The 12802-nt window shown below is 71.7% G+C and carries 7 protein-coding genes; 4 read left to right on the forward strand and 3 right to left on the reverse strand.

The features are described from left to right. Positions 1-367: 367 nt before the first annotated feature. From glyS to D3272_RS08170, 3 genes are all read right to left on the reverse strand, one after another. Complete coding sequence (gene glyS, locus D3272_RS08165; RefSeq protein WP_129218678.1) at positions 368-2605, reverse strand: glycine--tRNA ligase subunit beta; 2238 nt, start codon at positions 2603-2605, stop codon at positions 368-370. 21 nt (positions 2606-2626) lie between these two features. Continuing rightward, a complete protein-coding gene (locus D3272_RS27220) occupies positions 2627-2785 on the reverse strand; it encodes a type II toxin-antitoxin system VapC family toxin (protein WP_165361273.1) in 159 nt (52 codons plus the stop codon). Between the two features lie 140 nt (positions 2786-2925). Further along, positions 2926-3864 carry a glycine--tRNA ligase subunit alpha gene (locus tag D3272_RS08170; RefSeq protein ID WP_245496448.1) on the reverse strand — a complete coding sequence of 313 codons (939 nt, stop codon included), beginning with the start codon at positions 3862-3864 and terminating at the stop codon, positions 2926-2928. A gap of 119 nt (positions 3865-3983) precedes the next feature. On the opposite strand from D3272_RS08170, the gene D3272_RS08175 reads away from it, so the two are divergent. The 4 genes from D3272_RS08175 (at position 3984) to D3272_RS08190 (ending at position 12782) form a co-directional block, all read left to right on the forward strand. Further along, entirely contained in the window at positions 3984-6164 is a 2181-nt protein-coding gene (locus D3272_RS08175; RefSeq protein WP_129218680.1) for a mechanosensitive ion channel family protein, read from the forward strand. A gap of 55 nt (positions 6165-6219) precedes the next feature. Beyond that, on the forward strand, positions 6220-7542 hold the full coding sequence (locus tag D3272_RS08180) for an MFS transporter (RefSeq protein WP_129218681.1): 1323 nt from the start codon (positions 6220-6222) through the stop codon (positions 7540-7542). Between the two features lie 38 nt (positions 7543-7580). Further along, positions 7581-10217: an aminopeptidase N gene (gene pepN, locus D3272_RS08185; RefSeq protein ID WP_129218682.1), complete on the forward strand. Its 2637-nt coding sequence runs from the start codon at positions 7581-7583 to the stop codon at positions 10215-10217. A 216-nt stretch (positions 10218-10433) separates the two neighbouring features. Continuing rightward, on the forward strand, positions 10434-12782 hold the full coding sequence (locus D3272_RS08190) for a PAS domain-containing sensor histidine kinase (protein ID WP_245496449.1): 2349 nt from the start codon (positions 10434-10436) through the stop codon (positions 12780-12782). The last annotated feature ends 20 nt before the right edge of the window (positions 12783-12802 follow it).

The raw sequence follows: 12802 nt of genomic DNA on the forward strand, positions 1-12802 counted from the left end.
GCCGGGCGATGACCACCAAACCGAAGCTCGGAAGCGTCGAAACCCGCGGGCCGCCTCAGCAGCGCCGCCGTCGATGACCGGTTTATAGAACCCACCAACCAAGCCCGTCAACGCCGAAACTCACAAAATTGCAAAAATCAGCGGCGACGCTCGGAACGCCTCCAGCCCACTCCCCTGCCCCAGCAATCGCCATGGGAATCGCAGGACTCTCCCCCGGCTGCCCGTGGCCGAGGCGGCAGCCCGCCGGGGCGGCCCCCGTCCCCTCATCCGACCCCGCTGCGCGGCGCCACCTTCTCCCGCAGGCGGGAGAAGGGCAGCGCACGACGGGGCCGGGTTGTCGCGCCAGACGGGAGAAGGGGAAGTGCGATCAGCCGGCGACGCGACTGAAGTCGGCGACGGCCTGCATGGTGCGACGCAGGGCCGAGAGCAGGCGCAGGCGGTTGAGGCGAAGGGCCGGGTCGTCAGCGTTGACGGTGACGCGCTCGAAGACGCTATCGACCGGTGCCCGTAGCCCCGCCAGCGCCCGCATGGCGCCGGCGAAGTCCTCCTCGGCCAAACGATCCGCGACCGCCGCCTCGGCTCGCGCCAAGGCTTCTGCCAAAACGCGCTCCTCGGGCATCTCGAGCAGCGCGGGGTCGTGCAGGCCGTCGAAGGCCCCGGCCCCGTCGCGCTTCTCCTCAGCCTTGAGGATGTTGGCGGCGCGCCGGTATCCGGCGAGGAGGTTCGCGCCGTCCTCCGAGTCGAGGAAGGCGCCGAGCGCCTCGACGCGGCGGACGACCAACACGAGGTCGTCCTGTCCCGGCAGGGCGAAGACGGCATCGATCAGGTCGTGCCGGGCGCCCTTCTCGCGCAGGTAGACCTTCAGGCGATCGGCGAAGAAGCCCATGAGGTCGAGGGCGCGACGGTGCGCGATCTCGGCCGCCTCCACCCAGCGGGCATCGAGCGAGGGCGACAGGCGCGCCGCGAGGGCGATGCTGGCGTCCAGCGCCGCATCGCGCAGGCTGCGCGACAGCAGCTCGCGGGCTTCTACGATGCGGCGGTCCTCCTCGGCGAAGTGGCGCGTGGCGAGGACCAGGCCGTGCAGCGTCAGTTCGTGGCGCAGCCGCAGCCGCAGCCCGTTCTCGATCACGATGCGGATCACGCCCAGCGCGGCGCGGCGCAGCGCGAAGGGGTCCTTCGAGCCCGTCGGCTTCTCGTCGATGGCCCAGAAGCCGATCAGCGTGTCGAGCTTGTCGGCGAGCGCCACGGCGATCGCCACGGGGTCGGTCGGCACGCGGTCGGACGGCCCCTGCGGACGGTAATGATCCTCCACGGCGCCGGCCACGGCCGGGCTCTCCCCCTGCCGCTGCGCGTAGTAGCGGCCCATCAGCCCCTGCAGCTCGGGGAACTCGCCCACCATGTCGGAGACGAGGTCGGCCTTGGCCAGGACGGCGGCGCGTTCGGCCTCGCCGACATCGGCCCCGACCTGCGGGGCGAGGTCGCGCGCCAGGGCGGCGACGCGCCGAACGCGGTCGCCCTGCGTGCCGAGCTTCTCGTGGAACACGATGCTGTCGAGCTTCGGCACGCGGCTGGCGAGCGCAATGCCGAGGTCCGTCTCCCAGAAGAAGCGCGCGTCCGACAGGCGGGCCCGCACCACGCGCTCGTTGCCCGCCACGATGGCGGCGCCGCCGTCCGAGGCGAGGATGTTGGACACGAGCACGAAGCTGTCGGCCAGCGCGCCGTCGGGGCGCCGCGTGACGAAGCACTTCTGGTTGGCGCGGATCGTGGCGCGGATCACCTCGGGCGGGATGGTCAGGAAGGCCGGATCGAAGCGCCCCATCATGACGACGGGCCATTCGACGAGACCCGCCACCTCGGCGAGCAGCGCCTCGTCCTCGACGACCTCGAGCCCTCGCGCGAAGGCGAGGTCGCGCGCCTCGTGGCGGATGGTGTCGGCGCGCCGCCCGGCATCCAGCACCACCTTGGCACCCTCGAGCGCCGGCACGTAATCGTCGAAGCGCCGCACCTTGATGGCGCCCGGCGCCATGAAGCGGTGGCCTCGCGTCTCGTCGCCGGACGCGATGCCGTCGACCGAGAACCGCACGACCTCGGGGTCCTCGGTCTCGGCCCCGAACGTGCACAGGATCGACTGCAGCGGCCGCACCCAGCGCAGCGTGTCGGGCGCCGTCGACCCCCTGCCCCATCGCATGCTCTTCGGCCACGGGAAGGTGCGGATGATGCCCGGCAGCAGGTCGGCCACGACCTCGGGCGTGGCGCGCCCCGCCCGGTGGATATGGGCGACGTAGATACTGCCCTTCTTGTCGGCGACGATCCTGGCCTCGGCGATCGACGCCAGGCCGGCGCTCTTGAGGAAGCCCTGGATGGCGCCCTCCGGTGCGCCGACGCGCGGCCCCTTGCGCTCCTCGTGCGCGTCGGGCTGGCGGGCCGGCAGGCCGGCCACCTGCAGCGCCAGCCGGCGGGGCGTCACGAAGGCCTCGGCGCCCTCGTAGAGCAGGCCGGCCGCCACCAGCGCGTCCGTGACGAGGCGCTTCAGGTCGGAGGAGGCCTGCGCCTGCATGCGGGCGGGGATCTCTTCGGAGAACAGTTCAAGGAGAAGGTCGGGCATGGGGATCTTCGTGCGAGCGGGTCAGACGCGCTGGACCGGGCCGGGACAGCGCAGGATCGGGGCGTCGGCGGTGGAAAGGGTGATGCCTCCGACCGAGGCCTGCGCGATCGGCGGGCGGTCGAAGGGGTCCTCGTGGATCCAGGGCGGGTTCGCCGAGGCGACGGCATGCGGGGACGTCACGGGCAGGTCCTCGAAGCCAAGGTCGAGCGCTTGGCCTCGGCTTCGCGGGTGTCGAACCTGTCCCGGGCCGGCTCCGGCGGACTTCCGCCTTTGCGCGCCCGCACCGCCCCCGCCACCCGCCGCTCAGGCGCCCCCGCCGCTCAGGCGCCGCCGCCCTCGGTCTGCAGCCAGGCGGCCCCGCAGGCCTTGGCGAGCTCCCGCACCCGCAGGATGTAGCTCTGCCGCTCCGTCACCGAGATGACGCCGCGCGCGTCGAGCAGGTTGAACAGGTGCGAGGCCTTGATGGTCTGGTCGTAGGCGGGCAGCGCCATGCGGTGGCGGCCGCCCTCGGCCTCGGGCGCGCCCTTGTCCAGCAGGGACCGGGCCTCGCCCTCGGCGTCCCGGAAGTGCTGGAACAGCAGCGCCGTGTCGGCATGCTCGAAATTGTAGCGCGAATATTCCTGCTCGGCCTGCAGGAACACGTCGCCGTAGGCGATGCGGGCCTCGCCGTCGCGCCCGTTGAAGTTGAGGTCGTAGACGTTCTCGACGCCCTGCACATACATGGCGAGGCGCTCGAGCCCATAGGTCAGCTCGCCCGAGACGGGCGAACATTCGACGCCCGCCACCTGCTGGAAGTAGGTGAACTGCGACACTTCCATGCCGTCGCACCAGCATTCCCAGCCGAGGCCCCAGGCCCCCAGCGTCGGGCTTTCCCAATCGTCCTCGACGAAGCGGATGTCGTGCAGGGCGAGGTCGATGCCGATCGCCGCCAGCGAGCGCAGGTAAAGGTCCTGGAGGTCGGGCGGCGAGGGCTTCAGGATGGCCTGGAACTGGTAGTAATGCTGCAGCCGGTTGGGATTCTCGCCGTAGCGGCCGTCCTTGGGGCGGCGCGAAGGCTGCACATAGGCGGCGCGCCAGGGCTTGGGGCCGAGCGAGCGCAGCGTCGTGGCCGGGTGGAACGTCCCGGCGCCGACCTCCATGTCGTAGGGCTGGAGCACGACGCAGCCCTGCCCGGCCCAGAAGCGCTGCAGGGCCAGGATCAGCCCCTGGAAGCTGCGGCGCGGGTCGAGGGCGGGATCGGGGGAGTCGGTCTGTGTCACCAGCGTGCTATTCCGGTCGAAGGACATGCAGCCGCAGTAGCACGGCCTCCCGTGCCCTTGCCAGCCGCCGAGGCCCCGCCGGGGGCCGCGGGCCGTTTCGCCACCGGGACTCAACGCCGATGCGCCTGCTCCTCCCCGCCGTCCTGGGCCTCGGCCTGCTCGCCGGCCCGGTCCTCGCCAGCCCGGCTCCCGCCGGGCCGGTCCCCAACGGGCCGGCGTCGCCCGCGGAATCGCCGGCCTCGGCCACCAAGCTGCGGCTGCTTCTCGACCTCGTCCAGGATCCCGATGTCCGCGCCCTGCTCGACGCCCGCGGGGCAGCCCCGGCCGCGCCGTCGCCGTCGGCGACCGCGGCCGACACCATGTCGGGCGGGTTCGGCGAGGATCTGCAGCACCTGCGCCAGCGCATCGGCGCCCTGGCCCAGGCCGTGCCACGCCTGCCGGGCGAATTCGGCGCGGCCCGCGCCATGCTGGGCGACATGCTGGGGCACGGCGACGCCCTGAGCCTCGCCCTCTTCCTGCCGCTCTTCATCGCGCTGGGCTTCGGCGGCGAATGGCTGTTCCGGCTCAACACGCGCCGGTTCGGCCGCTGGCTGTTGGCGCTGCCGCTCGACACCGTCCGGGACCGCATCTCGGCCATGATGGCGCGGTTCGCCTACGGTCTCGGCCTCATCGGGTCGTTCACGCTCGGCAGCGTCGGGGCTATGCTGCCCTTCGACTGGACGGCGAAGTTCAAGCAGGTGCTGCTCGCCCTGCTGCTCGCCGCCGTCGTCGTGCGCCTCGCCGCCGTGGTCGGGCGGCTGCTGCTCGCACCGGGCGCGCCGCGCTTCCGCATCGTCCCCATCGGTACCCCCGAAGCCTCCTACCTGTTCCGCCGCCTCGTGGCGGCGGGCCTGCTGCTCGGCATCGGCTCGCAGCTCGTCGCGCTGCTGGCCTCCTTCGGCTTCGATGCCGAATCCCGCGAGCTGTGCCGCGACACCGTCGAAGCGCTCGCCCTGGCGTTGGGCTTCGCCACCGTCGCCCGCTACCCCGGCGTCCCGACGGTCGGCGGCACCGAGGGGGCGGCGCCGGCCGTCGGGCATGCGGACTGGCGCCACATGCGGGCCGGCTGGGCGCGGCTCGGCCTGTCGCTGACGATGCTGCTGCTGTGGTGCTTCGCCGTGGCGGGGGCCGACAAGGCCTTCTGGGTGCTGGTCTTCGCGGTCGGCGGGCCCTGCACGGTGGCGGTGGCGCAGCGCTCGATCCGCCACGTCATGCGGCCGGGCGGGGAAGCGGAAGGCGCCGTGCCCGCCGGCGGCCTGCTGGTGGTGTTCCTCGAGCGCGGCGTCCGCACGCTGCTCATCGTCGCGGCTTCGGCGCTCCTGGCCCGCCTCATCGGCCTCGACGTGTCGAACCTCGCCATGCACGACACGGTGGCGACGCGCATCACCCGCGCCGTCATCGGCGTGGTGGTGGTGGTGCTGGTGGCGGATTTTCTGTGGCACGTCATCGTGGCGCTGATCGACCGCAAGCTCGCCGGCACGCTGGAGCCCGGGGACCCGGCCGACGCGAACGGCCACGCCGCCCGGCTGCAGACGCTGCTGCCCATCACCCGCAACCTGTCGCTGGCAGCCCTGGTCGCGGTCGCCGGCACCATGGTGCTGGCCGCCCTCGGCGTCGAGATCGGCCCGCTCATCGCCAGCGCCGGCGTGGTCGGCGTCGCCATCGGCTTCGGCGCCCAGACGCTCGTCAAGGACATCATCTCGGGCATCTTCTACCTCGTCGACGACGCCTTCCGCATCGGCGAATACATCCAGAGCGGCACCTACAAGGGCACGGTGGAGAGCTTCAGCCTGCGCTCGGTCAAGCTCCGCCACCAGCGCGGCGCGCTGTTCACGATCCCGTTCGGCACGCTCGGCGCCGTGCAGAACCTCAGCCGCGACTGGGTGGTGGACAAGATCCGCCTCAACGTGCGCTACGACACCGACCTCGAACAGGTGCGCAAGATCGTGAAGCGCATCGGCGAAACGCTCGCGGCGGATCCCGAACTCGGGCCCGGCATCATCAGGCCCATGAAGCTGCAGGGCGTGGCGCAGTTCGGCGATTACGCCGTGCAGCTCCAGACCAAGATGACCACCGTGCCGGGCGACGTGCAGTTCGCGTCGCGCCGACGGGCGCTGCTGCTCATCAAGGCGGCGTTTCAGGAGCACGGCATCGGTTTTGCCTTGCCGACCGTGCAGGTTTCGGGCGAAGGCTCGGAGGGTGCCGCCGCGCAGAGCGCGCTGACGCTGGTCAAGGCGGCCGAGGCGGCGGCGGCGGAGTGAAACCTAGAGCGCGGGCCGGTTCCGGCCTCCAGTCGAGGCCCGGGACGTTCCCTGCATGATCTTTTCGCTGCTCGCCACCCGCCGCTTCGCGCCGCTGTTCTGGAGCCAGTTCTTCTCGGCCTTCAACGAGAACCTGGTCCGCAACATGCTGGCCATGATCATCCTGTTCAAGGTCGGGGCGGAGAATGCCGGGCCGCTCGTCACGCTGGCCCTGGCGGCCTTCATCCTGCCCTCGCTCGTGCTGTCCGGCCTCGGCGGCCAGCTCGCCGACAGCAACGACAAGGCGCGGGTGGCCCGGTGGCTGAAACTCGCCGAAGTGGGCGTGCAGGGCGTCGCGGCCGCGGGCTACTGGTACAATTCCATCGTGGCGCTCTACGCCGCGCTGTTCCTTCTGGGGCTGATCGCGACCCTCTACACGCCCATCAAATATGGCATCCTGCCCGACCACCTGAAACGCGAAGAGCTCACGGCCGGCAATGCCCTCGTCGAGGGGGCGGGCTTCGTCGCCATCCTGCTCGGGCTGGCGGCCGGCGGGCTCACCGGCCTCGAGGGCATCTCGCGGCCCATGGTGGTGACGGAGCTCGGGGTGGTGGCGGTGCTGTGCCTCGTGTCGACCTGGTTCATCCCCGCCGCGCCCTCCTCGGTGCCGAACCTGCGGATCGGCCGCAACCTGATCGGCTCGACCTTCGCGCTGATCGGCGACCTGCGGCGGGACCGGCGCATGTGGGTGGGCGGCCTCGGGTCGAGCTGGTTCTGGCTCAGCGGCTCGGTGTCGCTCGTGCTGGTGCCGGTCGTGGTCAAGCAGCGCATCGGCGCCGGCGTCGAGGTCGAGACCGCCATCAGCCTGTTCTTCGCCGTCGGCGTCGGCATCGGCTCCCTGCTGGCCGGGTGGCTGTCGCGCGGCCGCATCGTCCTGTCGCATGCCGCCTGGTCGGTCGCCGCCATGGGGGTGTTCCTGCTCGATGCCGGCTGGTCCACCGGCACGGCGGGGGCGGCGCACGGGACGCTGTCGCTGCCGGACTTCCTGCGCAGCGCGTCGGGGCTGCGGCTGGTCTTCGACCTTATGGGCCTCGCCTGCGCGGGCGGTCTGTTCTCGGTGCCGGTCTTCTCCGCCGTGCAGTCCTGGGCGGCCCCCGAGCGGCGCGCCCGCGTCGTCGCCGGGGTGGGGGTTCTGAACGCCGTGTTCATGATCATCGGCGCCACCGCCACGGCCGCCCTCCAGGCCCCCTGGATCGCGGTGCCGAACCCCGTTCTGCTCGTCCTGCTCGGCGCCGCCAACCTCGCCGCCGCCGTGTATTTTCACCGCAACCTGCCGGATCCGGCCGCGGCGGCCGCCGATTACGACCCGACGGCCGCCGCGGTGCGGCCGGGCGAGTGAGCCCTTCCGGCCCTCCCAACCTTCACGGATGACAGCCGATGCGCAGCGACCAGGGCCAGCCGATCCGCCTGTCCGACTATCGGGTGCCGGACTACCTCGTCGACGCGGTCGACCTCGACATCCACCTGCACGAGACCGCGACCCGCATCCGCGCCACGCTGCAGCTGCGCCCGAACCCCGCGGGCGTCGCCGGGGCCCCGCTCCACCTCGACGGCGACGGCCTCGTCGCCACCGCCATCGCGCTCGACGGTGAACCGCTGCCGCTCGGCATCGCCGAGCCCGAGCGCCTGACCCTGGCCGAGCCGCCCCGGCGCGCCTTCACGCTCATGGTGGAGACGCTCGTCGACCCTTCGGCCAACAGCGCGCTCATGGGGCTCTACCGGTCGGGTTCGGCGTTCTGCACGCAATGCGAGGCGGAAGGCTTCCGCCGCATCACCTACTACCTCGACCGTCCCGATGTCCTGTCGGTCTTCACCACCCGCATCGAGGCGGAGCGCGCCGTGGCGCCCGTGCTGCTCGGCAACGGCAACCCGGTCGCGGCCGGCGACGTCCCGGGCACCGACCGGCATTTCGCGGTGTGGCACGACCCCCATCCCAAGCCCTCCTACCTCTTCGCCATCGTGGGGGGCCGCCTCGACGTGCTGCGGGACGCCACGACGACCGGCGCGGGTCGGCCCGTCGACCTCGCCGTCTACGTCGAGCCCGGCAAGACCGCCCAGGCCGCCTACGCCATGGATGCGCTGAAACGCGCCATGCACTGGGACGAGCGGGTCTTCGGCCGCGCCTACGACCTCGACGTGTTCAACGTCGTCGCTGTGTCGGACTTCAACATGGGGGCGATGGAGAACAAGGGCCTCAACATCTTCAACGACAAATACGTCCTCGCCTCGCCCGAGCTGGCGACCGACGCGGATTACGCCGGCATCGAGACGGTGATCGCGCACGAATATTTCCACAACTGGACCGGCAACCGCATCACCTGCCGCGACTGGTTCCAGCTCAGCCTCAAGGAGGGGCTGACGGTGTATCGCGACCAGGAGTTCTCGGCCGACCAGCGCTCCCGCGCCGTCAAGCGCATCGCCGATGTCCGGGCCCTGCGGGCGCGCCAGTTCGCCGAGGACGGCGGCCCGCTGGCCCACAGCGTGCGGCCCGACGCCTATTCCGAGATCAACAACTTCTACACCGCCACCATCTACGAGAAGGGGGCCGAGATCATCCGCATGTACCGCACGCTCGTCGGGCCGGAGGCCTTCGATCGCGGGATGGCGCTGTATTTCGACCGGTACGACGGCACGGCGGCGACGGTCGAAGACTTCCTCGGGTGCTTCGCCGAGAGTTCCGGCCGCGACCTGTCGCAGTTCTTCCGCTGGTACGTCCAGGCCGGCACGCCCCGCGTCACGGCGACCACGCGCTACGACGCGGCGACCCGCGTGCTGACCCTCGATCTCGCGCAGGACACGCCGCCCACCCCCGGCCAGCCCGTCAAGCGCCCCGTCGTCGTGCCGCTGCGCTTCGGGCTGGTCCGGCGGGACGGCACCGAGCAGCCGGTCCGCACCGGCGCGGAGGCGGGCCTGTCGGCGACCGAGCACGACCATGGCGTCATCGAGCTCTCGACACCGTCGCGCAGGTTGCGCTTCGAGGATGTCGCACCCGGCACGGTGCCGTCGCTGCTGCGCGGGTTCTCGGCGCCGGTGCGCCTGACGACCGACGCCACCGACGCCGACCTCGTGACGCTGATGACCCACGACGAGGACGCCTTCAACCGATGGGACGCGGCGCAGACCGTGCTGTCGCGCCTGGTCCTCGCCGGCCTGCGCGGCGGCCCGGCCGAGCCGGCACCGCTGCGGGCCGCCCTGTCGGCCGTGATCGAGACCGGCGCACGCGACCCCGCCTTCGCCGCCCAGGTCCTGACCCTGCCGGCCGTGAGCGAACTCGCCCACGAGATCGGCCGCGACGTCGACCCCGATGCGCTGCATGCGGCGCGGGAGCGCGTCCGCGCCGGTATCGGCACCATGCTGGCGCCGGCGTTCCGCGCCGTCCTGGCGGCGGGCCGGAACGCCGGGCCCTACGCGCCGGATGCGGCCGGGGCCGGGGCGCGCGCGTTCCGCAACGCCGCCCTGTCGCTGCTCGCCGCCGGGGATCCCGAGAACGGCGCGGCGCTCGCCCTGGCGCAATTCGACGGCGCCGACAACATGACCGACCGCCTGGCCGCCCTGTCGGTGCTCGGCCTGGTGCCGGGCGCGGCCCGCGAGGCCGCCCTCGCCCGCTTCTATTCGGACTTCGCCGACCACGCCCTCGTGGTGGACAAGTGGTTCGCCCTCCAGGCCGCCATCCCCGAAGCGGACACGCCGGAGCGGGTGCGGCGCCTCATGGAGCACCCGGCCTTCTCGCTCGCCGTGCCCAACCGGGTCTACGCCCTCATCGGCGGCTTCGGGGCCAACCCGACCCAGTTCAACCGCCCCGACGGTGCCGGATACGACCTCGTGGCGAGCGTGGTGATCCTGCTCGACGGCAAGAACCCGCAGGTGGCGTCGCGCCTGCTCGGGGCCTTCCGGTCATGGCGGCTGATGGAGCCCGGGCGGCGTGCCAAAGCCGAGGCGGCGCTGCGGCGTGTCTCCGGGCAACCGGCGCTGTCGCCGGACGTCAAGGATATCGCGGCGCGATCCCTCGGCTGAACGGCTCCGGCGGCGGCGCCGCCGCCGGAAAACCGGACGGAAATCAAGCGAACTTTTCGATTCGCTCACAAATCTGTTTCTGGACAAATCAGGCCCATCCGACCCACATTGGGACGGGTCTCGGAGATGCGGCACATCCCCTCGATCCGGCGGTAGACGAGGGGGCAATCGATGGCGCGTGCGAACGCGGCAAACGGATCCGCGCATGCGGGGACGTTGCAGGGACTTGCCCGCGCGCTGACCCAGCCGGGTCACCTGCGCATGGCGGAATACGAGCCCTGGCTCCGACGTCTCGTGCCCCTGCTGGTCGCGGTCTTCATGACCGTGCTGGCGGTCGGCGCCATCATCCAATGCCGCGACGCGCGCGACCGCGCCGTCAACGACGCCGTGGGCGACCTCGAGATGGTGGCGACGCTGGCCGCCGGCCAGCTCAACGCCGCGATGGCGCACCATCCCGGCCTCAAGCCAGCCGAGGCGCTGGAACAGCTGATGCCGGGCCGGGCCCTCACGGCCGGGCGGCAGATCCTGGTGTCGGACCTCGACGGCAACGTCGTGGCGGCTGTCCCGCCGCTGGTCGCCGGGCGCAGGGCCTTGGCGGACCTGCTCGGCCCCACTCAGCCCCTCACGGTCTTCGCCGACAAGGCGGGGGTGCTCCGCATCGACCTCGCCGACGGCCAGGACGTGCTCGCGGTGGTGCGCCAGCTCGCGCCGCCCTATGGCCAGATCGCCGTGATCCATCCCATGGCGGACCTGCTGAGCGAGTGGCGCGCGGCCTCGTTCCGCTCCGGCTTCCTGCTGTTCTCGACGGCCTTCGTGCTCACCGTCATCGCCATGGCATATTTCTGGCAGACCAACCGGGCCGTGGAGGTCGAGGCCATCCACGCCCGCGTGCACGGCCGCATCGACACGGCGCTGAACCGCGGCCGCTGCGGGCTGTGGGACTGGGACCTCGCCCGCGGCCGGATCTACTGGTCGGCCTCGATGTACGCCATGCTCGACATGCAGGCGCGCTCGGAGTTCATGTCCTTCGGCGAGGTCAACGCCCTCGTCCACCCGCAGGACGGCGACCTGTCCCGCCTCGCCGAAACCGTGGCGGGCTCCCGCTCCAACGCCATCGACCACGTGTTCCGGCTGCGGAACAGCCGCGGCGCCTGGGTGTGGCTGCGGGCGCGGGCGGAGCTGGTGCGCGAGGGCACGGGATCGGAACTGCACCTCGTCGGCATCGCGGTCGACATCTCCGACGAGAAGCGGCTCGCCGAGCGCAGCGCCACCGCGGACGTCCGCCTGCGCGACGCCATCGAGGCCATCTCGGAAGCCTTCGTGCTGTGGGACGCCGACAACCGCCTCGTGACCTGCAATTCCAAGTTCCTCGCCCTGCACGAGCTCAAGCCCGACACCGTCCGCGTCGGCACCCCCTACGGCCTGCTCATCGCCAACGCCACGCCACCGCTGATCCAGACCCAGATCTCGCTCGGGGAAAGCCCGCGCGGCGGCGCCCGCACCTACGAGGCCCAGCTCGGAGACAATCGCTGGTTGCAGATCAACGAGCGCCGCACCAAGGACGGCGGCTACGTCTCGGTCGGCACCGACATCACGGCGCTGAAGCGCCACGAAGAACAACTGATGGATTCCGAACGGCGCTTGATGGCGACCATCGCCGACCTGCGCCGGTCCCGCCAGGCGCTCGAGACCCAGGCCCAGCAGCTCGCCGAACTGGCCGAGCGCCATGCCGAAAAGCAGGCCGAGGCCGAAACCGCCAACCGGGCGAAATCGGAGTTCCTGGCCAACATGAGCCACGAGCTGCGCACGCCGCTGAACGCCATCATCGGCTTCTCCGAACTGATGGGTGCCGAAACCTTCGGCCCGCTCGGCAGCGCCAAATACGTCGACTACGCGGGCGACATCGCCACGAGCGGGCGCTACCTGCTGGCCGTCATCTCGGACGTGCTCGAGATGGCGCGGCTCGACTCGGGCCGCGTCAGGATCGAGCCCGCGAGCCTCGACGCCACGGCCGTGCTGCAGGCCAATTTCGCGGAGGTGCGCGAGGCCGCCGCCATCAAGCAGATCGCCCTGATGGCCGACGTCGACCCCCGAACGACGCTCCACGCCGACGCCGCCTCGCTGCACAAGATCCTGTCGGCCCTGGTCGGCAATGCCATCAAGTTCACCGGCACGGGCGGCCAGGTCGGTGTCCGTATCCGGCCCGCCAAGGGCGGCACCAACCTCTTCGTGGAGGACGACGGCATCGGCATCGCGCCGGCGGCGCTGGCCATCATCGGCAGGCCCTTCGCCCAGGCTGGCGCCACGATGAGCGACGGCATGAAGGGGTCCGGCCTCGGCCTCGCGATCGCCCGCTCGCTGGTCGAGATGCACGGCGGCGCCTTGCGCATCCGCTCGCTGCCGGGTCGCGGCACCATCGTGATGATCCACCTGCCCGGCCCGCCGCCGCCGCTGTCGGCACCCCGTCTCGCCTACGCGCGCCCGGCGTCCCCCCTGGCCCAGTCCGGCCCGTCGCACGGTCCGCGCCGCGTCATCGGTGCCTCCACCAAGGAGCACGTCGCCTGAAGTTGAGCGGGTTCGCCGAA

This window comes from Lichenibacterium ramalinae (assembly GCF_004137085.1).
GTDB classification, from domain to species: Bacteria; Pseudomonadota; Alphaproteobacteria; order Rhizobiales; family Beijerinckiaceae; genus Lichenihabitans; species Lichenihabitans ramalinae.

What these genes read in the sequence shown, in the direction of transcription:
- glyS (WP_129218678.1), bottom strand. Translation starts at nt 2,605, where the DNA reads ATGCCCGACCTTCTCCTTGAACTGTTCTCCGAAGAGATCCCCGCCCGC.
- D3272_RS08175 (WP_129218680.1), top strand. Translation starts at nt 3,984, where the DNA reads ATGCGCCTGCTCCTCCCCGCCGTCCTGGGCCTCGGCCTGCTCGCCGGC.
- D3272_RS08180 (WP_129218681.1), top strand. Translation starts at nt 6,220, where the DNA reads ATGATCTTTTCGCTGCTCGCCACCCGCCGCTTCGCGCCGCTGTTCTGG.
- pepN (WP_129218682.1), top strand. Translation starts at nt 7,581, where the DNA reads ATGCGCAGCGACCAGGGCCAGCCGATCCGCCTGTCCGACTATCGGGTG.